Here is a 20,194-nt window from a genome sequence, read left to right on the forward strand (position 1 = left end):
GCATGAAGTTCATCTACGCCGACAGTCTGGACTACATCGATCCGCTCTACGACTTCGAGGCGGACCGCAGTCCGCCCCAGCGACGACCGTATTGGGACGACCTGTATCCGCACGAGTTCCTGGACCCGATGCCCTACGACGGCGTCCTTGTCTCGCGCGCAATCGTCGGCGATGGGCCTGTTGGCGGGGAAAGTACACAGCGGCGCAGGCTCAGCGCTTTCGGCGGGAGGGCGCCCGCGCCTTCTGAGGCTCGACGGCCCGAAGCATGCTGACATGCTGGTGTTCGGCGACTGCGGCGCCTTCGCCTACCACAAGGCGGAGAAGCCGCCCTACACGCCGGAGGACATGCTCGCCTTCTACGACGACGCGGGCTTCACCCATGGATGTTCTGTTGACCACATCATCTTTGAGTTTGAGGAGCAGCACACAGTAGGTTTGGGCGGCGGCAACGGCGAAGCGAAGCGCCGGTTCGATATCACCCAGGAGAACGCGCGGGAGTTCCTGCGGGCAGCGCAACCGCTGGCGAACCGGTTCACGCCTATGGGCGTGATCCAGGGCTGGTCGCCCGGGAGCATGGCCGAGGCCGCGCGGCGCCTATGCGCCATGGGTTATCGGTACCTTGCCGTCGGCGGGACGGTTCCTCTCAAGACGCCCCAGATCAAGTCGTGCCTGCGTGCCATCCGCGATGCCATTCCGCCGGAGGCCTGCCTGCACGTGCTCGGCTTTGCCAAGGCTGACGACATCGCTGACTTCCGGCCCTTCCGGATTACCAGTTTCGACACGACGTCCCCGCTGCTCCGGGCATTCAAGGACGCCAAGAGCAACTACTACGTTCGCCGTGCGGATGGCCGCATGGACTACTACACCGCCATCCGGATCCCGCAGGCCATTGAGAACCCGAAGCTGCAGCGCCTCGCAAAGCGCGGCGAGCGGCGCCAGGAGGACCTCCTCCATCTCGAGCGGCGAGCACTGCATGCCCTGCGCGCTTACGACCGCGAGGAAGTTGGGCTGGCAGAGGCGCTTGACGCGGTGATGGCCTACGACGTGCCCGCTCTCTTGGAAGAGCCAGGCGGCACTGTCTCGCCGCGGAAGGTGACGGAGCTCCGGTCCCGCTACGAGCGCACGCTCCATGACCGTCCTTGGAAGGCGTGCGGCTGCACTGTGTGCCGACAGGCCTCGATCGAGGTGGTGATCTTCCGCGCGAGCAACCGCAACAAGCGGCGCGGCATGCACAACCTCTCAGTGTTCAAAACCCTAGTCGACGACCTCGACAATTGGAGACGGCCCCCACCGATGACCAAGCTGATCTTTTCGGCCGTCATGGCACGCCAGAGCCCTCAAGACACAGTGCTCTCGTTTGCAGCTAGCGCGTCCGAAGTCCTCCGCTTTGCGACCATCGAACGCGTGGCGCGGGACGCGGATGGACAACTCAGCGGCTTCCAGCGCCCGCAGATTGCGGCGCACATCCGGGAGATCAGGGACTACCTGGAGACCCCGGAGGCGGTGCTGCCGAACCCGATCGTCGTCGCATTCACGTCCGGGGTCGAGGTGGAGCAGGGACCAGACGGCGTGTGCCGCGTGACCGTCGACGTGGCCGCCGGCCCACCCGGCCTGATTGTGGACGGCCAGCAGCGCATAACCGCCCTGTCTCAGGTCGAGGGTAAGGACTTCCAGATTTTTGTCTCGGCGCTGGTCTGCCGCGACGAAGCAGAGTTGCGGCGCCAATCTGTGCTGATCAACAACACGCGCCCGCTCCCAAAGACGCTGATCTATGAGCTGTTGCCGACCGTGCCCGGCGGCCTTCCGCGCCGACTTTCCGAACGCTCCATCGCGGCGGACCTGACGGCACGGATGAACCGCCTCGAGCCGCTCGAGGGGCGAATCCGGCAGCACACCAGCCCGACGGGCGTGATCAGCGACATCGCGGTGCAGAAGTTCTTCCTGAACTCGCTTAGCGACGGAGCGATGCGGCTTCTGATCGCCAAGGACAACGGTGTGGAGCTCTGCCTCGGGCTCGCCCAGGAGTTCTTTAAGGCCGTCGCTTACGTGTTTCTGCGACGCCTGGGAGGACCAGACGCCGAAGACCTCCCGGCTAGTGCACGGCGCGGGCATCGTCGCCATGGGCTACGTCATGGACCTCCTGCACCGATCCGACGGCGCGCGTACCTGGCAGGACTTCGCGGCCGGCATGAGCTGCCTCGTGGACAAGGTGGCGTGGACCTCGGGTGAGTGGGACTTCCGGCGGCGGCGACCGCCGCCACTGGAAGGCAATCCAGAACACCGGTGGGGACATTGCTACGCTCACCGCTTTCCTCACCCGGGTTGTGGGCAACGCATCGAAGGCGCGCAAAGCTCGCGAGCAAGCGGAACCGCCCCTGCTCAAGCTCGCGCAGGCTTAGCCGGAGAGGGACAGGAGCGGTGCGATGAGCGGATCAGAAGGAGCCTTGGTTCTGTTCAGTGGAGGGCAGGACAGCGCAACCTGCCTTGCGTGGGCGCTGGATCGCTTCGAACGAGTCGAGACCCTGGGCTTCGACTACGGGCAGCGCCACCGGGTTGAACTCGAGTGTCGGGCCGCCTTCCGGAGCGCGCTTACCGAGCGCTTCCCGGCATGGTCCGGGAAGCTCGGCGACGACCATACGCTCCGGCTCGATGCCCTCGCCGAGGTGTCAGACACTTCGCTCACGCGGGACGCGGAAATCTGCATGCGGGAGGACGGACTGCCGAACACCTTCGTCCCGGGGCGCAACCTGCTCTTCCTCACGTTCGCGGCCGCCCTGGCATATCGCAGAGGCTTGCGCCACATCGTCGGCGGCATGTGCGAGACGGACTACTCGGGCTATCCGGATTGCCGAGACGACACCATCAAGGCACTGCAGGTCGCCCTGAACCTCGGCATGGAGCGTCGCTTCGTGTTGCATACCCCGCTCATGTGGATCGACAAGGCGGCGACCTGGCAGTTGGCCGCTGACCTCGGGGGAGAGACTTTGGTCAGCCTGGTGCGGGAGGAAACGCATACCTGCTACCTGGGCGATAGAACGCAGCGGCATGACTGGGGCTACGGCTGTGGCACCTGTCCTGCCTGCGACCTCAGACAGCGGGGCTGGACGACGTATTCGGGTAGCCCAGCAGAGGAGATGAGAGATGTTTAGCCTCGTCTTCACGCGGCGGTATGCGATGGCGCACAGGCTGATTGCCGGCCTATCCGAGAAGTGCGCTGTACCGCACGGACACAATGAACTGGTCACCGTCACGCTCCAGGCCACGTCGCCGGCGCCGCTCGACGGCGGCGCGAACATGGTCGTGCCGTTCGAGCGCGCGAAGGGTACTTGGCACCGCTGGATCGACGACCACGTCGACCACTCGCTCCAACTGTCGGCCGACGATCCTCTGCTCGACTGGTTTGCTGCGCGGGAGCCGCACCGTCTAGCTCGGATCCTCGTAACACCCGGCGATCCCACAACCGAAGTGCTCGCCGCCTGCATGATGGCGAAGCTAAACTCCTTTCTCGACGGCGATGGCGGACGACTCGTGTGCGCAGAGATCCGGATCGACGAGACGCCGACCAATACTGTCACTTTCTCCGGTGACCCCCGAGCGATCCTTCCGCGCGTGCCGCTGACTAGGCCATGGTGGACGCGGCCTGACATGAGCATCAATGATTTGGACGCAACCGCTGGAAGCGATGCGCCGTCGCGTGCTCTCGCCGGTGCCGCGCAGTGAGCTACGCGGTAAAGGAGATTTTCTACACGCTGCAAGGCGAGGGGGCCCATGCTGGCCGCCCCGCGGTGTTTTGCCGCTTCGCCGGCTGCAATCTCTGGTCTGGTCGGGAGGAGGACCGCGCCTCCGCGGTCTGCCGCTTCTGCGATACCGACTTCGTCGGCATGGACGGTACGGGCGGTGGACGGTTTAGCGACGCGGGGGCATTGGCCGACGCGATCGCTGGGGCCTGGCCGGGCGGCGGCACGCCGTTCGTCGTCTGCACCGGTGGGGAGCCACTGCTCCAGCTTGACGACGCCCTGGTATCTGCCTTGCACGAACGCGGTTTCGAAATAGCGGTCGAGACCAACGGCACAGTGGCACCTGCCCCCGCCGGGATAGACTGGGTCTGTGTGAGCCCGAAGGCGGGCGCTCCTCTGGCCCTGCTCGAAGGCGACGAATTGAAGCTGGTGTTTCCTCAGCCCGAGATCGACCTCGATACCCTCGAGAGACTGCGGTTTGCGCGCTTCTCGCTGCAGCCGATGGACGGTCCCGAGGTGGCGGCGAACACGCGAAAAGCCGTCGAAGTCTGCCTCCAGAGACCGAGGTGGCAACTGAGCCTGCAAACCCACAAGCTGCTCGGAATCTCGTTGACCGCGATTTACGCTTGGGTACCTCGTGTTCAGGGTCAGAGAGGAGCTGACACCAGAACCACCTCACGAACCAGTCCCGAACCGTCTTCTTCGAGAGCACAAATGAACCCAACGTTTGCGGCAAATTTCACTGCGCCGCGGTCAAGCACGTACCGCCTTCCAGTCTTATCAGTGAAGGCGAAAGGAACATATCGGCTGGCGAGTGTCTTTGAGATCAGCCTGAGTTGCTCATAGAACCACTCCTGACGTCCTCCTGCAGCGCTACCCTCCTTGCGAAACTCGTCCACCCTGAAGTATGGATTGCTCCGCTTAAGCGCCCTTACTGGCGGACTCTTTGACAGCGTCGGTGGCGGATCGCTAATCTCGATAGCGACTAACGGTAGATCCATAGTTCGTTTCCCTTGGAAGATAGCTGAACTAATAAAAACCTCTGTCCAAATCCGGGTATTCAGAGGCATTCCTGGAGTTGCGAAAAAACTGTCGAAATTTTCGGAGTTCCTCGTCCTTCGTCCCTCGCGATATTGAGATTTCTTCCCCGACTGAGAAGACGACGATGTCTCTCGAACTAAATTGATTCCCATAGCGATCTATGATGGCCTTGACGCGGTTCTTCACTACGGCGACATCCTCGTCACTCCGTACAAGGCATATCTGACCGAAGTCTTTGCAGTAGTTCACAGCCTGGAATTGCTTGCGGATGTCGCTGTAGATATCCGTGTAGAGGTTGCCCGGCGGTTGTCTGGCGCCATGCAGGTCAAACGTCACGAGGTACAAGGTCACCCGCCTGCATCCTTCTAGCGAGAAGATCAGTCCCAGCACGATACGAATGCGAGGCGACGCCCGCAACAGCGACGATCTCCTAGGTGCGTCGCAGGGAACGCGTGCTCGAAATACGTCCCGCCACTCGCGGACGATCAAGATCCGGCTTCGTCAAGTTCGCATACCTGCCGCCGCACCTCGCCCAGAGAATTCTCATTCCCGGGTTGCTACCGCTGCTCCAGTCGGCCTCCTCACAACCTGTCTCTCCTGACCAGGGCACCGCGCTGAGGCGCAGGTTTCCGGCCGGTTTCAGCCGCTACCTTGATGGTACTGGTCCGGAATGAGGGCGGGTTTTTTCTCCGAAATGCCGGAGAGTCTCTGAACCTTGAGGGTAGCCCGATTTAACCCTCAAGCCTTATCGCATCGAAATAACAAGATCTTCGGGCGGCGCACTGACCCTCCATTCAGGATGCCCATCGCCTGCCGGTCAAAGCTGCAAGCCAAATCGCTTTCTCCGCCCCCAAGCTGTTGCCCATTGCTCAGCCCCGACAATCCCATCTGCGTCCATCCGGACGGCACGCTTATGTTTGGCGGGACCACCGGCATCGCCCAGCCAGCCCGCTGACGCGTCTCCAGCGCTGGAGGTGCCGCGGGTTGCCGGACGACCAGAGCGATCGCACCCAGCACGCAGGCTAGACCCGATGCTGCCTGCTAGAGGGCGACACTACTTTAGCTGGCTGTCCTTGCTGCCTCGACGGTTTATGCCGAAACTAGCAGGCCTGCGGTCACGCTCCGCCTGACAAGGTACGCAGGTCCGAACGCCTCGGATCGCCAGCCGCCGCGCTTCCGCAATTTCCTCGCCGCACTCATCGCAATGCGTCTGGCTCACGCCCACCGGCATCGACGCCCTCGCTCGAAGGACGCCGTCCATGACCGTGTCATTAATCTGATCTTGCACGGCGCCTTCTGGCGCCCAGCCCGTCGCCATGTCCGTTGTTCCTCTCGGTTTGACCCCACCAGAAATGGGGTTGAGGGCGTCACGGCCAAAGTGGCCCTGGCCTGAAAACTGGCGCTCTCGCCGGACGAATGCGCAGGGCCAGGACCAGTGCTGTCGATCGCTTAGCGATAGAGGCTAACAGCGCGAAGCTCGGCCCCAATCGACGTCAGAGCGACCCAGAGCCGCCGGCAGCCAGATCCGCTACACTGCAGCGGTTGAGCGGATCGGATGGCGACATGGCGGTCTTCTTCACCAGCGACACCCATTTCGGCCATGCCGGAGCACGGGGCCTATATCGCCGGCCATTCGCATCGGTGGCGGAGATGGACGCGGCCATGCTGGATCGCTGGAACACGACCGTGGGCCCCAAGGACGAGGTCTGGCACCTCGGCGATTTCGCCATCGGTGTGCCCGAGACCGAGATGGCCGAACTGCTCAGCCGGCTGCACGGCCGCAAGCACCTCATCACCGGCAACAACGATTCTGCGGCGACAATGAGCCTCGCCGGCTGGTCGAGCGTCCGACCCTATGCCGAGATCGAATTGATGGTGTCGGCCTTGTGCTATGCCACTACGCCTTCCGTACATGGCGCAACATGAGCCGGGGCTGGCTCAACCTGCATGGCCACAGTCACGGCCGCCTGACACCGCTGCCGCGGCAAACCGATGTCGGCGTCGATGCCTGGGATTTCGGGCCGGCGACGCTGGCACAGATCACCGCTGCGAAGCGACCCCGCACGAAGGCGATGCGATCTTCATAAGGCCAGGCCCCTATCCATGCGCCGGTGCGCCAAGCAGATGCACGACTAGTTCGCGCTGGTGGGGGCTCGTCCTGTGTTCCCAGAGATAGATCCCCTGCCAAGTGCCAAGCACGGGCCGGCCATCGGTGACCGGGATCGAGAGCTGGGTCTGCGTCAACGCAGCCCGAATATGGGCGGGCATATCGTCCGGCCCCTCCTCCACATGCCGGTAGTGGTCGGCGCCACCATCCGGCACCAGGCGCGCCAGAAATGTTTTCAGGTCGGCCCGCACGTCCGGTGATGCGTTCTCCTGCACCAACAGCGAAGCCGAGGTGTGCCGGCACCAAACCGTCAGCAGGCCGGTGCTGATGCCCTGCGCACTGACCCAAGGGCAGATGCGGCTGGTGACGTCCACCAAGCCACGGCCAGGCGTGTCAGCAACGACCCGGTGAAGATGCTGGTGCATTCGCTTCCTTCCGGCATGATAAGCCATGTCTGACTGCGACCCCGAGCCGACATTCGGTCCTTTGCGCGCCGCAGCCGAAGGTCGCCGGACGCCGCTCAACGGCAGCGACCTGACAGAGCCGTGATGAGGCCGGACAACTCTGGCCACACATGCGCGAATCTGACCGTGGCAAGGTCGGCGGGCCACATGTGGACGTATGATGGATCGGCGCAGCTTCCCAGACAGTTCGGTCCTGTCCGGCACAGCCGAGCACCGATCCGCCCAGGCGCTTGATGCCATGGTCCGCATTCCGGGCGGCTCCTTCGTCATGGGATCGGACCGCCACTATCCTGAGGAAGCACCGGCCCACCGCGTCGAGGTGGACGCCTTCTGGATCGACCGCGCACCGGTGACGAACGCGGCGTTCCGCCGCTTCGTCGAGGCGACCGGCCATGTCACGGTCGCCGAGGTTCCACCTGACCCGAGCCAGTATCCGGGCGCCCGCCCGGAGATGCTGCGGGCCGCCAGCCTCGTCTTCCGCAAGACACGCGGGCCTGTGGACACCCGCGACTGGTTCCAATGGTGGGACCTCCGCGCCGGTGCCGACTGGCGCCACCCCTACGGCCCCGGCAGCAATCTCGTCGGCCTGGACGAGCATCCGGTAGTGCATGTCGCCTACGCCGACGCCCTGGCCTATGCGCGATGGGCGGGCAAGGACCTGCCGACCGAGGCCGAATGGGAGTTCGCCGCGCGCGGCGGCCTGGCTGATGCCGAATATGCCTGGGGCGACGAGTTCACGCCGGGCGGCCGGCACATGGCGAATACCTGGCAGGGCGCCTTCCCCTACAAGAACACCGCCGAGGATGGCTGGCGCGCGACCTCCCCGGTCGGCGCCTTCCCGCCGAACGGCTACGGCCTGCTCGATATGATCGGCAATGTCTGGGAATGGACGCAGGACTGGTTCGCGCCAAGCCACCCTGCCGATCCTGCGAAGCCCTGCTGCGTGCCGCGCAACCCGCGCGGCGCGGCGGAGGCGGCGAGCCTCGATCCCGCGCAGCCGCGGATCCGCATTCCGCGCAAGGTCCTCAAGGGCGGCAGCTTCCTCTGCGCGCCGAGCTATTGCCGCCGTTACCGGCCCGCTGCACGCCATCCGGAGCCGGTGGACACCTCGACCTGCCATGTCGGCTTCCGCTGCGTGGCGAGGTCCGCACGGATACCAAGGGAGGAGCAGGGATGAGCCAGAAGAACACGCGGCGCGACGTGCTGCTCGGCACCGCGGCGACCCTTTCGACCGGCCTGGGTGCCGGGCCTGCGCTCGCCCAGGCGCCGCAGGCCCAGGCGCCCGCCCGGGCCGGCGGCGGGCAGCCACGGCGCCCGAACATCCTGGTGATCTGGGGCGATGACATCGGCTGGCAGAATGTCAGCGCCTATGGCCTCGGGACGATGGGCTACACCACGCCGAACATCGACCGCATCGGCAACGAGGGGGCCAAGTTCACCGACCACTACGCCCAGAACTCCTGCACCGCCGGGCGCGCCGCCTTCATCACCGGGCAGTACCCGATCCGCTCCGGCATGGTCACCGTCGGCATGCCGGGCGACGAGCTTCGGGCTCAAGCCCGCCTCGCCCTGCCTCGCGGAGGTGCTGAAGCCCGTCGGCTACCGCTGCGGGCATTTCGGCAAGAACCACCTCGGCGACCGGAACGAGCACCTACCCACGGCGCACGGCTTCGACGAGTTCTTCGGCAACCTCTACCATCTGAACACGCAGGAGCAGCACGAGTACCGCGACTACCAGAACTTCGCGCGCGCCTACCCCGGCGGCCCGGAGGCCTTCGCGCGCCGGTACGGCACGCGCGGCGTGCTGCACGCCTTCGCCACCGACACCGATGATCTGACCGTCGATCCGCGCTTCGGCCGGGTCGGCAAGCAGCGGATCGAGGACACGGGGCAACTCGGCCAGGAGCGCATGAAGGACTTCGACGCCGGGGAGGTGATCCCGAAGGCGCTCGATTTCATGAAGCGGGCCCAGGCCGAGGATCGGCCGTTCTTCGTCTGGCTCAGCACCAGCCGGATGCACCTCTACACGCGTCTGAACGAGAGGTGGCGCTACGCTGCCGACCGCTACACGCACGAGGACGACTTCCACGGCAGCGGCATGTTGCAGCACGACCACGATATCGGGCTGGTCCTCAACTTCCTGCGGGAGAACGGGCTCGAGGACAACACGATCGTCTGGTACTCGACCGACAACGGGCCCGAGCATTCCTCCTGGCCGTATGGCGCGACCACGCCCTTCCGGGGGAGAAGATGACCACCTACGAGGGTGGCGTGCGGGTGCCATCGCTCCTCCGCTGGCCAGGGGTCATCAAGCCGGGGCAGGTGCTGAACGGCATCCAGGCCCACCAGGACATGTTCACGACCTTCGCCGCGGCTGCTGGCGTGCCAGACGTGGTCGAGCGTATGCGGACGGAGAAGCGGCAGTACATCGATGGCGTGAACAACCTCGACTACTGGGCTGGCAGGGCGCCGGAGAGCCGGCGCAACGACTTCCTCTACTACTTCGAGAGCAGGCTCATGGCCGTCCGGATGGGGCCATGGAAGCTGCATTTCGCCACGCGCGAGAACTACTACGACGTGATCACGGCGCGTCACGCGCCGCTCTTCATCAACATCCGCAGCGACCCCTTCGAGAGCTACGACAGCAAGGACTCCTACGGGCACCTCGCGCAGAAGGTGTCATGGGTGTTCGAGCCCATGACCGAGCTGGTCCAGGAGCACCTGAAAACCCTGGCGGAGTACCCGCCCGTGCAGGGCGGCACCTCCTTCGACATGTCGAACATCGTGCAGGAGTTCCTGCGGCGGACACGCCAGTGACGCAGCGCGGGCAAGCCTGAGCGCGTCGCCAGGGCGGTAGCTCGGCTTCTTACGGAAGCCTGCGGCGTGATCCAGCGACGCGGATCGCGCCGCGGCGAACGGGCGCCACATTCGCATTGAGGAGGACAGCATGCCGTTCATCGACCTCTTCGCCTGGGTCGTCCTGCTGGTGGTCATGGCGACGCTGGTCGCGGTCTTCGTCGCACTCGGCATGATGCCCGGCCGCATCGCGCGCCGGCGCGGCCACCCTGGGCGGAGGCGGTGGCGATCGGCGGCTGGGCCACCCTGATCTGCGGCTTCGTCTTCTGGCCGCTGGTGCTGATCTGGGCCTATCTGGATGCCCCGGCCAGGCGGGAGGCGGGCGAATGATCGTCGTCCTCCTCAACAGCTACATCGCGCTCCTCGCCCTCTTCGTCTGGCTTCGGGTCGTCCGGCTCAACCTGTTCTGGAAGCTGTCGCCGGTCCTGGTCCTGGTGGCGCTCCTGGTCGGGCTGTTCATCCCGATGCAGTGGGGAGCGCCGGCGGGGCCGGCCGCGGTGGTCCGCAACTCCGTCCAGATCATCCCCTCGGTCGCCGGCGAGGTCGTAGAGGTGCCGGTCGCCTCCAATGCGCCGGTCAGGGCAGGCGACACCCTCTTCCGCATCGATCCCGCGCCCTACGAGGTGCAGGTGCGCGCCATCGGGGCACAGCTCAGGCTCGCGGAGCAGCGGCTAGCCGAGATGAGCGAGTTGCGCCGCAGCGGCACCGGCCGTGCCTTCGATGTCGAGCAGCGTGAGGCTGAGGTCGCGCAGTTGCGTGCCCAGCTCGACGGGGCGCAATGGGACCTCGGGAAGACGGTGGTGCGCGCGCCGGCGGATGGCTGCGTGACGAACCTGGCGTTGCGTGCCGGGGCGCGCGTCACTACCCAGGTCCCGGTGATGGCCTTCATCGACACCTCGGAGACCATCCTCGGCATGGAGGTGGCGCAAGGCTTCGCCCGCTACATCAGCCCCGACCAACCGGTGGAGGTCACGTTCAGCATGTACCCGGGCCAGGTCCATGCCGGCCGCGTGGTGACGGTGGTGCAGGCGATCGCGCCCGGCCAAGTCCAGCCCGGCGGGCTTGCCGTGACGCCCGGCGGCATTCGGCCGCTGCCTTTTGTGGTTCGCATCGCGCTCGACGACCCGGAGGTGGCTCGGCGGCTGCCAGCGGGCAGCACCGGCTCGGCGGCGATCTTCACCGACCATGTCGAGGCAAGCCACATGATCAGGCGCGTGCTGCTGAGGCAGACGGCCATTCTGAACTACATCAATCCCTTCTAGCCGGAGCGGAGCTTCGACCGTCCAGCACTGACGGTGCCAGGGTAAGTCCGACTGCGTCCCGCAATTACAGAATCTGGTCCCCGCCCAAGATGGTCAATCAAGGCCACGGCAGGAGGGTACCGCGTCAGCGGTAAGCGCGCTGAGCTGTGCCGACTACTCTATGGGGAACGGCTCCACAATTTTCCGCAGCGTCATTCTCTGCGTCTGCCGCCCGTCCAGGATCGCCTCGACGGCGTCTGGCGCCAGCAAGGTCAGCCGCAGCAGCGACCCGAGGTAGCCGCGCTCGATCTGCTCCGGCGCCTGCTTTAGATGGCTAGGTCCTTTGTGTTATAATCGCGGATCACTCGGTCAAACGTCTCCGGCGTGAATCGGAACTGATCCTCGAGCCCGGCGAACGGCTGGTACCTGAATACCGGCTCACCTGGAAAAGCCTGGTGCCGCGCGTCGATAGCTACCTGGATCACCGCCGAGCGGTCGAAGATCCGCTGCTCGTCATAGACCGCGTTGGTTTCCGCGATGGACAGTGCCGCCTTCTGGCCGAGCACGGACTTGCGGCGGTGAAAACCGAAAGTCAGCGAGATGCGGATATCGGGCGAGCTGTTGGCAAAGGAGCCGTGCACAGCCTGGCGGTTCACGATGGTCACGTCCCCCGCCTTGCAGACCAACGGCACGGCTCCCGGCAGCTGCTCGCTGCCGCCATTGGCCGCTACCATGCCCTTGATGTCCGCCTTGCCCAGCGTGTGGGAGCCCGGGATCACCCAAAGGCAGTTGGCCGGCGTCGTCGGGTAGAGCTGCACTTGGTAGTTGAAGCCGTGGATCCCCTCATCCCAGTCGGGCGAGTTCCAGTGCGTCACGCCGTCCTGGTGCCAGGCGACGGAGCCGCCGAGGCTGGGCTGCTTGACGAAGATCGCGTCGTTGAAGGGCACGAAATCGGGGCCGTTGATCGACTGCGCCGCGGCCAGCAGCTTCGGGTGCCCGTAGAGGCGCAGGCCCGAGGGCATCGCCTGGCACATGGCGTACATCAGGAACACGACGTGCTCCGGCGCACCTTCGTCCGGCTTTGGCTGGCTCATCTGCGCCGGGTGGCGTCCCCCGAGCAGCTGCGTGCCTCCCCAGGGATCCGCCAGAGGTTTGGTATAGCGGTAGGGAAAGCGCGCGTAGTCGAGACCGAGCGCAGGATGCCCCTGGGCATCGACCTTCGCATCGGGTCCGACCGGGGCGCGCGCAAGCATGTTCTGCGCGTCGGCGCGGAGCGCCTCGACCTCGGCTGCGTCGATCAAGCCCTCGAAGATATAGTAGCCATGGTGCCGGTAAGCCGCCTTGATATCGGGATGCAGCGCCCCGTCATCGGTGAGGCGCAGCGGCCCGCGGTTGCCGATCTCGGCCGCCAATCGCTCGCCCGCGGCTTGGTAGGCGGCCATCCCGGCGGCATGCTCCGCGCGGGAGAGGCCTGGTGCAGCCGTCGTCGGCCTGGCCATTTCGTTCATGGTGCGTCTCGCTCCCCTCGGTTAGGGCATCATGAGCGACCGGCCCCGGTTCCCACAAGCAAGCTTTAAGGGGCACCGCTGCGGTTGCGCCCATCCACGGGCCGGATGACACTCCCGCCAACGAGCCCCTTGGCCGGAGGAAACGAAACCATGCGCCCCAACCGCCTGCGCCAGAAGCTGGATGCCGGGAAGCCGACGATCGGCACGCATATCTTGTCCAGCTGGCCCACGCTCGTGGAACTGATCGGCGACGCCGAGAACTACGACTATGTCGAGTTCACTGCCGAGTATGCGCCGTTCACCATGCATGACCTCGACAATCTCGGCCGCGCCTTCGAGCTAAAGAACCTCGGCGGCATGATTAAGGTAGAGCAGAAGCAGTACACGCACCAGGCGATGCGGGCGATCGGCTCGGGATTCCAGAGCGTGCTCTTCGCCGATATCCGGACGGTGGCGGATGCTGAGGCCTGCGTCGCCGCGGTGCGGGCCGAGACGCCGGGCACCGGCGGCCGGCTCGGCGTCGGCATGCGGCGCGATGTCGGCACGGTGCTGGAGGGTGGCTCGCCGGCCTATGTCGATGCTCTGAACGAGGTGGTGATCGCCATCATGGTCGAGAAGCGCGAATGCGTGGAGGACCTGGAAGCGATCCTGTCGGTCCCGGGCATCGACATGGTGCAGTTCGGCTCCTCCGACTACTCGATGAGCCTCGGGCTGACCGGGCAGCGCTCGCATCCGGATGTGGTGAAGGCCGAGCGCCGGACGATCGAGACGGCGCTGCGGATGGGCAAGCATCCGCGAGTGGAACTGGCGGACATCGCCGGCGCGAAGCCCTATCTGGAGATGGGGGTGAAGCACTTCTGCATCGGTTGGGACGTGCGGATCCTCTACAACTGGTGGCGCACCAACGGCGCGGGCATGCGGGCGATGCTAACGGGCGAGGCGACAACGGCGCCCGCGCCGCAGCCGGTGAAGACCGGCACCTACTGAAGGTCCGGCCGAAGCGGGCGGGACCATTTGCGCATCACGGGGGAGGCGACATGGACGGCAACGGACTGCACGGGCTGGAACTGCGCTCGCGCATCAGCGGGGACGGCATGCTGGAACTCTCCCTGCAGGAGGCGGCAGTGCCCGAACCGGCCGCCGACGAGATCGTCGTGCGGATCGAGGCGACGCCGATCAATCCCTCGGACATCGGCGTCCTGCTCGGTCCGGCCGCGCTCGACGCGGCCGAGTTCGCCGGGACGGCGGCACGGCCGCTGGTGCGCGCGCAGGTGCCGACGGCGGTGCTACCGGCCATCGCTGCCCGGCTCGATGCCTCTCTGCCCGTGGGCAATGAAGGCGCAGGCACCGTGGTGCGCGCTGGTGCCGAGGCCGCCCATCTGCTCGGGCAACAGGTCGCGGTGTTCGGCGGGGCGATGTGGGCGCAGTACCGTCGCGCCAAGGCGACGGACTGCCTGGTGCTGCCCGCGGGGACGACGCCGCGCGACGGCGCCTCCTGGTACGTCAATCCCATGACGGCGCTGGGCTTCGTCGAGACCATGCGCCAGGAGGGTCACACGGCCCTCGTACACACCGCGGCGGCCTCCAACCTCGGCCAGATGTTGAATCGCATCTGCCTGGTGGACGGCATCGGCCTGGTGAGCATCGTGCGCAGCGCACAACAGGCGGCGCTGCTGCGCGGCCAGGATGCCCGCCATATCGTGGACAGCAGCGCCAAGGATTTCACCGCAGCGCTGACCGCGGCTCTGGCAGAGACCGGCGCCACGCTGGGCTTCGACGCCGTGGGCGGCGGGCCGCTGGCCGGGCAGATCCTGGCTGCGATGGAGGCCGCGGCACGGCGCGCAGCCAGCGGCTACAACCACTACGGCTCGGATCGGTACAAGCAGGTCTACCTCTATGGCCGGCTGGACACCGGGCCCACCACCTTCGAGCGCGGGCCGATCGGCTTCGCCTGGGGGCTGGGCGGTTGGCTTCTGATGCCCGCGCTGCGGAAGCTGGGTGCCGCAACGGAGGCACGGCTGCGCGCCCGCGTCGTCGCCGAGCTGAAGACCACCTTCGCCAGCCACTACACCGCCGAAGTCTCCCTGGCCGAGGCGCTGCAGCCGGAGATCATGCGAGCTTATTGTCGGCGGGCTACGGGGAGAAGTTCCTGATCCTGCCGCAGCAGGGGTTGGGCTGAAGCTCAATCTCTCAAGGCTGGATCGCCTGCACCCACCAGTGGGCGCAGCGCCTCTCTCAGGCTGCCCTTCAACCGGATACGCCGGTCTACCGGTTCGCTGCTGGCTATCAGGAAGCCGACTTTCTGCGTTCGCAAGCGCCTCGCGCTGCACGGCCCATCCCATCGGGATCGGCTCCAGCAGCTGCGGTAGGTCCAAGCTGCGAGGCATTCGCCCATCTAGGATCGCCTCGACGAGGTCCGGCGCCAATAGCGTCAGCCGCAGCAGCGTGCCGAGGTACCCCCGCTCGATCCGCTCTCCCGCCGCCATCTCGCTGGTTGAGGCTTACCGCCCCTCGCCCAGCAGCGCTGCTGGTAGCGGAACGCTCGGGCGAGCGCTTTCACCAGGGCCGGATCGGCGCGCGTCGCCATAGTCGGCATACCCTCTTGCGCCGGCGTCACCACCGCTTTCCGCCCCGGCCGCCGCCGGATAACCAGTGGCACCCGAACCGTGGTGCTGGTCGCCTGCGTCATGCAGCAGCCCTCAGCGCCTCGGGCGCAATGGCAGTGAGGTCCTGGACCAGACCGGCCAGGCCTTCCACGCGGAGGCGGATGTCAGCGCCGGTCGGCCCGACCACCACCCGCTCCACCAAGGCCCGGACGATGCGCGCCTGTTCGGCCGGAAACAGCTCGCCCCATAGCGGATCGAGCCGACCTAGAGCTTTCTGTACCTCGCCCCTCTTTCGGGTCCGGCGCCTCGGTACGCGCCGCCATCCAGGTGCCGACCACGACTTCGGGCTGTCGCAGCAGGGCCCGAACCTGATCGACCACAGCAGCCTCGATCTCCGCCGCCGACACCCGCCGAACGATGCCGTTATCCCCGGCCGCGTCGCCCTTCAGCACCTGCTGGGCGACGTAGTACCGGTACAGCCGCCCGTTCTTCCGGCAGTGGGTCGGCGACAGCGCCCGCCCGTCCACCCCAAAGATCAGCCCCTTCAGCAGGGCCGGCGCATGCTGCCGGTTCTGGCTGCCCCTGGTGCGCGGACTGACCTGCATGCTGGCCTGCACCCGCTCCCACAGCTCTCGCGGCACAATGGCCTGGTGCTCGCCGGGATAGACCTGCCCCTTGTGCTCGACCTGACCAACTTAGGTCCGCAGGTTCAGGATCTTGTAGACGTCACCCTTTTCGAGCGGCCGGCCCGACTTGCTGGTCACGCCCTCGGCCTGGAGCCGCTTGGCGGCTTCCGTGCCAGAGCCGGTCTCGACGAAGAGCTCGAACACTCTACGCACCCGGGCGGCGCCGTCCTCGTTGATGATCAGCTTCCGGTCCCGCACGTCGTAGCCAAGCGGCACCTTGCCCCCCATCCACATGCCGCGGGCGCGCGACACCGCGAATTGTCCCTGATGCGCTCGCCGATGACCTCCCGCTCGAACTGGGCGAAGGAGAGCAGGATGTTCAGCGTCAGCCGGCCCATGCTGGTCGTGGTGTTGAAGGACTGCGTAACCGAGACGAAGGTGACGCCGTGCGCCTCCATGGTCTCCACCAGCTTGGCGAAGTCCATCAGCGACCGGGATAGGCGGTCGATTTCGTAGACCACGATCACGTCGATCCGGCCCTGCTCAATGTCGCTCAGCAGCCGCTTCGGCGCCGGCCTCTCCAGCGTACCGCCCGAGAAACCCCCATCGTCGTAGCGGTCGCGGACCAGGAGCCAGCCCTCGGCGCGCTGAGAGGCCACGTAGGCCTCGCAGGCGTCCCGCTGGGCGTCCAAGGTGTTGAACTCCTTCTCCAGCCCCTCGTCCGTGCTCTTGCGCGTGTAGACCGCGCAGCGGAGCTTCTTGACCGTGGCGGGCATGGCGCCGTCAGACAGCTTCCTGCGGCTCATGCCTCGGGCCTTCCCTTCAGCCCGAAGAAGGTTCAGCCGTTCCACCGCGTGCCAGTGATGTGCCGGGCAATGGCGGACAGTGACCGGTAGGGCCGCCCCTCGAACTCGAAGTCGTCGGCCCGCACCGTGACCACGTGCTGGACGCCGTCGTACTCGCGGACTAGCCGCGTGCCGGGCAGCGGGCGGCTATCAGCCCGGATGCGGCGGAGGACGACGTTGCCGCCGTCCAGCGTGCTCACCGAGCGCCTCCAGCCTGGCCCGGGTCTCAGGCTTCAGCCCGCCATAGGCCAGCTCCTGGATGCGGTAGGCCAGGCGGCTCTGGATGTAGGCCTTGTTGAACGGCGGCGGCTCCTTGCCGAACAGCTCCCGCCATTGCTGCTTTAGGTCAGCGATCGGGGTGGTCTGGAGCGCAGCAAGGCGCGACAGCACCTGCGCGGACGGGATGGCGGGGATGACCGGTGTGGCTGGCGCGGTCTCGGTCATCGGTCGACGTAGGGTCATGCGGATGCCCTCTCCAAGGAGTCTGCATGCACGCTCTGCCGGGCGGTGAAATGTAGCGAACTCTCTCCGTCACCTGCGGCCTGGGCGGCGTCGCGCGCGAAGTCCTCGGCAATGCGGCAGCGAAGCCGCACCAGGCCGGCGGCCAGTATGGTGCAGACCTCCCGGAGGTGGGGCGTGAGGTGGCGCAGGGCCGGGTCGGCGGCGCTGATCATGCGGCGGCGCTCCGTTTGTCCGCGTCGTCATTGCGTCGCACCGCGCTGTGGCACTCTGTAATATTCCGAATTCTTAACTGATTCGTGGGATGTGCATGGGTGATCAGGGTGAGATCGATGTCCTGCCGTTGTCCGAGGCGCTGGTGCGATGGACGGATCCCAAGCTGCTCGAGGCAGTGAAGGCGCAGGAGCGGCGGCTGACCGAAGGCCAAATGGCCTATTTCGTGCACCGGCCGTTGCTCAGCGATCCTCGCGAACTGCGCCGACCGAGCCAGCACGAATGGATGATCGGCCCGCCAGATTTCGCACCCCTGTTTGCCGCTTGGACCAAGCTGAGCGTGACCTCCTTGCGCGTTTCAGCCGACGGCAGCTGTTCGCCCGCGGCGTCCCGCTCAAACCCCGCCGCAGCACCCGCTACGAACTGCTGCCGGGAGTCTGGGCGGCCAGCTTCAGCATGTGCTTCATCGACAACACGATTATGGTGGACGACGACCTGTATGGAGCAGTCGAGGTATCCTGCACAGAGCCGGCTGCCGCCGCGAGCGCTGATCCGCCCACCGCCGCTCAGCTGCAGGTACCACCGCCTGACCAGCGAGACGTTGCCGACGACGTCGCAAACGGCGTTGACGCACCGGCTGCCCGCCGTCCAGGTTCCGGCAGCTTCGACGACATGATCGACAAGGCCATCGAACGGCACTGGGACGCCCTGAGTAGCGCTGTCACCCGACGAGGCAAAAATCCGCCGAGCTGGACCGATCTGGCGAATGTATTGCTCCAGCGGTTGGAACGAGAAAACCGCAGTGGCATAGCTATCAAGCTGCTCAATCATGAGGTCACTCGCAAACGACTGGCAAAGCAATACCCGAAGCATTTGGTCGAGATGGCTGGTAAATCCTGATCAAACCAGGTATGTTTTGGTCAGACCAACACTGACCAACCAGATGTCTTAACTGCGCAGGGTCGCATTACATTGCGGGACCCTGCGCATGGCCATCACACGACAAACGCACCGTCACCACGACCACCTGATCCAGGCTGACCTAGCAGCGCGTTGGCGGATGAGCTCGCGCAGGCTGGAGCGTTGGCGCTGGCAAGGGATCGGTCCAGGCTACCTGAAGCTGGGCGGCCGGGTGGTCTACCCGCTCGACGAGGTCGAGCGCTTCGAGGCCGAAAGCCTCAAGGGCGCCCGCTGATAGATGCCGCGGCTGCCGCCCGGATGTCCGATCCGGCGCTGAACCCGCACTTCCGGCGCCGCTGGCAGGAGCTGCCGGACGAGCCCGCCGTGATGGTCAGGCCCGAGCCTTGGGCTGACCGCCATAGCGCAAGCGTTCCAGGATGCCTGCCTACGCCGCGAGCTCGGGACCAAGCCCCGCGATCGAGGTGGCGCATGAACGCCGCCGCTCCCTTGCAGGCCGACCGGCGCGAGATCGACCGCTTTGTCGCGGCGCTGTTCCACTACGCTGATGACGGCACCTTTGTCTCACTCCACTCCTTCCACGATGGCGGGCAGAAGGTGTTTGCCATCGAGGCTCATGTCGTTACTGGGAGGCTCGACGCCCTGACCGATGCGGCGTTGGACCAGGCGGGTCGGGCGGCCCGCGCTGGGGTCCCCGTCGTGTTTGCCCCGCCGATCGCCACATTCAGGAATCCCCCATCTGCGACCGAGGCCGACCTATGTAACGGCCTCGCGCTGAGCGTGGAGTGTAACCGTGCCCCGACCGCCGCCCGCACCAAGCTGGAGAGCCTACTCGGGCCCGCCACGGTTCTCGTCGCTAGTGGGGGCGAGTGGCTCAACCCCGACACCGGCGAGTACGAGCCCAAGTTGCACCTGCACTGGCGACCGAGCGAGCCGACCCGGCACCAGGCCGAGCACGCCGCGCCTCAAGACCGCGCGCAGCCTGGCGATGGAGATCGTCGGGGCGGACCCGACGAGCAAGCCAACCGTGCACCCGTTGCGCTGGCCGGGCTCGTGGCACCGGAAGGCGCAGCCCCGGCTTGCCCGGATCGTGGCGGAGGCCGATGCCGAGCTTGACCTGATGGGGCGCTGGAGCGGTTGCGGGAAGCCCGGGCGGTCGTCCGACCGACGGGTGTTGGGGGGAGCGCTCCCTCGACCGATAGCGGGCAGGGGGAAAGCCGCGAGACGGCCGAGCTGATCGCCGTCATCCTGGGCGGGTCGGATTACCATGCCACCCTTGCGGCGCTCGCCATGCGGTACCTGAAAGCCGGAATGGCCGACGGGCAGGCCGTGCTGACCCTGCGAGGGATCATGCTGGCGGTCCCGGAAGAAAGGCGTGACCTGAAGGATGGCACGCTCCAGCCCGGCCGCTGGCAGTCGCGCTACGACGACATCCCGCGCGCCGTGTCGACGGCCCGGGCCAAGATCGACGAAGCGCAAAAACCCTCTCCGGCGCTTGACGTCTCGTCGGTTCCGGCTCAACCAGCTGACCTCTGGCGAGCCTCCGGTACAGGAATACCTGCTTGAGCCACAG

Annotated in this window: 25 protein-coding genes and 3 pseudogenes; 18 read left to right on the forward strand and 10 right to left on the reverse strand. The window is 66.1% G+C overall.

The window, feature by feature from the left end; all coding sequences use genetic code 11:
• The first annotated feature begins 2 nt into the window (after positions 1 to 2).
• The 5 genes and pseudogenes from ACQ86J_RS20120 to queE all read left to right on the forward strand — a co-directional run.
• Complete coding sequence (locus ACQ86J_RS20120; protein ID WP_431272726.1) at positions 3 to 272, forward strand: hypothetical protein; 270 nt, start codon at positions 3 to 5, stop codon at positions 270 to 272.
• The gene (dpdA, locus tag ACQ86J_RS20125) at positions 172 to 2,229 is read left to right on the forward strand and encodes a tRNA-guanine transglycosylase DpdA (protein ID WP_431266910.1); all 2,058 of its coding nucleotides are present in this window, start codon (positions 172 to 174) and stop codon (positions 2,227 to 2,229) included. The genes ACQ86J_RS20120 and dpdA overlap by 101 nt, the downstream gene beginning before the upstream one ends.
• Before the next feature lie 194 nt (positions 2,230 to 2,423).
• Entirely contained in the window at positions 2,424 to 3,149 is a 726-nt protein-coding gene (queC, locus tag ACQ86J_RS20130) for a 7-cyano-7-deazaguanine synthase QueC (RefSeq protein ID WP_431266911.1), read from the forward strand.
• Complete coding sequence (locus tag ACQ86J_RS20135) at positions 3,142 to 3,720, forward strand: 6-pyruvoyl trahydropterin synthase family protein (RefSeq protein ID WP_431266912.1); 579 nt, start codon at positions 3,142 to 3,144, stop codon at positions 3,718 to 3,720. Before queC ends, ACQ86J_RS20135 begins: the two co-directional genes overlap by 8 nt.
• Positions 3,717 to 4,343 (forward strand): annotated as a pseudogene (gene queE / locus ACQ86J_RS20140) (7-carboxy-7-deazaguanine synthase); the annotation flags it as partial. The gene ACQ86J_RS20135 and the pseudogene queE, both read left to right, overlap by 4 nt.
• 423 nt (positions 4,344 to 4,766) lie before the next feature.
• On the opposite strand, the gene ACQ86J_RS20145 reads toward queE, so the two are convergent.
• Positions 4,767 to 5,168, reverse strand: a complete 402-nt coding sequence (locus ACQ86J_RS20145; protein ID WP_431266913.1) for a hypothetical protein — start codon at positions 5,166 to 5,168, stop codon at positions 4,767 to 4,769.
• Positions 5,169 to 5,832: 664 nt separating this feature from the next.
• Positions 5,833 to 6,096: a DksA/TraR family C4-type zinc finger protein gene (locus ACQ86J_RS20150; RefSeq protein ID WP_431266914.1), complete on the reverse strand. Its 264-nt coding sequence runs from the start codon at positions 6,094 to 6,096 to the stop codon at positions 5,833 to 5,835.
• A gap of 245 nt (positions 6,097 to 6,341) precedes the next feature.
• Between ACQ86J_RS20150 and ACQ86J_RS20155 the strand changes: the two genes are divergently transcribed.
• On the forward strand, positions 6,342 to 6,704 hold the full coding sequence (locus ACQ86J_RS20155) for a metallophosphoesterase (protein WP_431266915.1): 363 nt from the start codon (positions 6,342 to 6,344) through the stop codon (positions 6,702 to 6,704).
• Between the two features lie 171 nt (positions 6,705 to 6,875).
• Here ACQ86J_RS20155 and ACQ86J_RS20160 read toward each other — a convergent pair whose 3' ends face one another.
• Positions 6,876 to 7,310: a secondary thiamine-phosphate synthase enzyme YjbQ gene (locus ACQ86J_RS20160; RefSeq protein ID WP_431266916.1), complete on the reverse strand. Its 435-nt coding sequence runs from the start codon at positions 7,308 to 7,310 to the stop codon at positions 6,876 to 6,878.
• A gap of 277 nt (positions 7,311 to 7,587) precedes the next feature.
• Between ACQ86J_RS20160 and ACQ86J_RS20165 the strand changes: the two genes are divergently transcribed.
• The 6 genes and pseudogenes from ACQ86J_RS20165 (at position 7,588) to ACQ86J_RS20190 (ending at position 11,467) form a co-directional block, all read left to right on the forward strand.
• On the forward strand, positions 7,588 to 8,526 hold the full coding sequence (locus tag ACQ86J_RS20165) for a formylglycine-generating enzyme family protein (protein ID WP_431266917.1): 939 nt from the start codon (positions 7,588 to 7,590) through the stop codon (positions 8,524 to 8,526).
• Positions 8,523 to 8,831 (forward strand): annotated as a pseudogene (locus ACQ86J_RS20170) (sulfatase-like hydrolase/transferase); the annotation flags it as partial. The gene ACQ86J_RS20165 and the pseudogene ACQ86J_RS20170, both read left to right, overlap by 4 nt.
• Positions 8,832 to 8,931: 100 nt before the next feature.
• Positions 8,932 to 9,603, forward strand: coding sequence for a sulfatase-like hydrolase/transferase (locus ACQ86J_RS20175; RefSeq protein ID WP_431266918.1), 672 nt, complete (start codon positions 8,932 to 8,934; stop codon positions 9,601 to 9,603).
• A complete protein-coding gene (locus ACQ86J_RS20180; protein ID WP_431266919.1) occupies positions 9,600 to 10,166 on the forward strand; it encodes a hypothetical protein in 567 nt (188 codons plus the stop codon). Before ACQ86J_RS20175 ends, ACQ86J_RS20180 begins: the two co-directional genes overlap by 4 nt.
• Before the next feature lie 175 nt (positions 10,167 to 10,341).
• Positions 10,342 to 10,535, forward strand: a pseudogene (locus ACQ86J_RS20185) (DUF3302 domain-containing protein).
• A complete protein-coding gene (locus tag ACQ86J_RS20190; protein ID WP_431266920.1) occupies positions 10,532 to 11,467 on the forward strand; it encodes an HlyD family secretion protein in 936 nt (311 codons plus the stop codon). The pseudogene ACQ86J_RS20185 and the gene ACQ86J_RS20190 overlap by 4 nt, the downstream one beginning before the upstream one ends.
• 305 nt (positions 11,468 to 11,772) lie before the next feature.
• On the opposite strand, the gene ACQ86J_RS20195 is transcribed toward ACQ86J_RS20190, so the two are convergent.
• Positions 11,773 to 12,954 (reverse strand): phytanoyl-CoA dioxygenase family protein, encoded by a 1,182-nt coding sequence (locus ACQ86J_RS20195; protein WP_431266921.1) that lies wholly within the window; start codon positions 12,952 to 12,954, stop codon positions 11,773 to 11,775.
• 150 nt (positions 12,955 to 13,104) lie between these two features.
• Here ACQ86J_RS20195 and ACQ86J_RS20200 point away from each other — a divergent pair, with 150 nt between their 5' ends.
• Both ACQ86J_RS20200 and ACQ86J_RS20205 read left to right on the forward strand, forming a co-directional pair.
• Positions 13,105 to 13,941, forward strand: coding sequence for an HpcH/HpaI aldolase family protein (locus tag ACQ86J_RS20200; RefSeq protein ID WP_431266922.1), 837 nt, complete (start codon positions 13,105 to 13,107; stop codon positions 13,939 to 13,941).
• Positions 13,942 to 13,991: 50 nt separating this feature from the next.
• Positions 13,992 to 15,107, forward strand: a complete 1,116-nt coding sequence (locus ACQ86J_RS20205) for a hypothetical protein (RefSeq protein WP_431266923.1) — start codon at positions 13,992 to 13,994, stop codon at positions 15,105 to 15,107.
• 617 nt (positions 15,108 to 15,724) lie between these two features.
• Here ACQ86J_RS20205 and ACQ86J_RS20210 read toward each other — a convergent pair.
• The 6 genes from ACQ86J_RS20210 to ACQ86J_RS20235 all read right to left on the reverse strand — a co-directional run bounded on the left by ACQ86J_RS20210 (position 15,725) and on the right by ACQ86J_RS20235 (position 17,705).
• Entirely contained in the window at positions 15,725 to 16,165 is a 441-nt protein-coding gene (locus tag ACQ86J_RS20210) for a hypothetical protein (RefSeq protein WP_431266924.1), read from the reverse strand.
• A 90-nt stretch (positions 16,166 to 16,255) separates the two neighbouring features.
• Complete coding sequence (locus ACQ86J_RS20215; RefSeq protein ID WP_431266925.1) at positions 16,256 to 16,462, reverse strand: recombinase family protein; 207 nt, start codon at positions 16,460 to 16,462, stop codon at positions 16,256 to 16,258.
• Positions 16,426 to 16,992 (reverse strand): recombinase family protein, encoded by a 567-nt coding sequence (locus ACQ86J_RS20220; protein WP_431266926.1) that lies wholly within the window; start codon positions 16,990 to 16,992, stop codon positions 16,426 to 16,428. The genes ACQ86J_RS20215 and ACQ86J_RS20220 overlap by 37 nt, the downstream gene beginning before the upstream one ends.
• 32 nt (positions 16,993 to 17,024) lie before the next feature.
• On the reverse strand, positions 17,025 to 17,231 hold the full coding sequence (locus tag ACQ86J_RS20225; protein WP_431266927.1) for a DUF2924 domain-containing protein: 207 nt from the start codon (positions 17,229 to 17,231) through the stop codon (positions 17,025 to 17,027).
• Positions 17,182 to 17,493 carry a DUF2924 domain-containing protein gene (locus ACQ86J_RS20230; RefSeq protein ID WP_431266928.1) on the reverse strand — a complete coding sequence of 104 codons (312 nt, stop codon included), beginning with the start codon at positions 17,491 to 17,493 and terminating at the stop codon, positions 17,182 to 17,184. The genes ACQ86J_RS20225 and ACQ86J_RS20230 overlap by 50 nt, the downstream gene beginning before the upstream one ends.
• Positions 17,490 to 17,705: a hypothetical protein gene (locus ACQ86J_RS20235; RefSeq protein ID WP_431266929.1), complete on the reverse strand. Its 216-nt coding sequence runs from the start codon at positions 17,703 to 17,705 to the stop codon at positions 17,490 to 17,492. Before ACQ86J_RS20235 ends, ACQ86J_RS20230 begins: the two co-directional genes overlap by 4 nt.
• A 322-nt stretch (positions 17,706 to 18,027) precedes the next feature.
• Between ACQ86J_RS20235 and ACQ86J_RS20240 the strand changes: the two genes are divergently transcribed.
• The 4 genes from ACQ86J_RS20240 to ACQ86J_RS20255 all read left to right on the forward strand — a co-directional run bounded on the left by ACQ86J_RS20240 (position 18,028) and on the right by ACQ86J_RS20255 (position 20,187).
• On the forward strand, positions 18,028 to 18,603 hold the full coding sequence (locus ACQ86J_RS20240; RefSeq protein ID WP_431266930.1) for a hypothetical protein: 576 nt from the start codon (positions 18,028 to 18,030) through the stop codon (positions 18,601 to 18,603).
• Between the two features lie 160 nt (positions 18,604 to 18,763).
• A complete protein-coding gene (locus ACQ86J_RS20245; RefSeq protein ID WP_431266931.1) occupies positions 18,764 to 18,898 on the forward strand; it encodes a hypothetical protein in 135 nt (44 codons plus the stop codon).
• Between the two features lie 194 nt (positions 18,899 to 19,092).
• Positions 19,093 to 19,737 carry a hypothetical protein gene (locus ACQ86J_RS20250; protein ID WP_431266932.1) on the forward strand — a complete coding sequence of 215 codons (645 nt, stop codon included), beginning with the start codon at positions 19,093 to 19,095 and terminating at the stop codon, positions 19,735 to 19,737.
• Between the two features lie 21 nt (positions 19,738 to 19,758).
• Entirely contained in the window at positions 19,759 to 20,187 is a 429-nt protein-coding gene (locus ACQ86J_RS20255) for a hypothetical protein (protein ID WP_431266933.1), read from the forward strand.
• The last annotated feature ends 7 nt before the right edge of the window (positions 20,188 to 20,194 follow it).

Source organism: Dankookia sp. P2, from assembly GCF_050632255.1.
GTDB lineage: Bacteria > Pseudomonadota > Alphaproteobacteria > Acetobacterales > Acetobacteraceae > Paracraurococcus.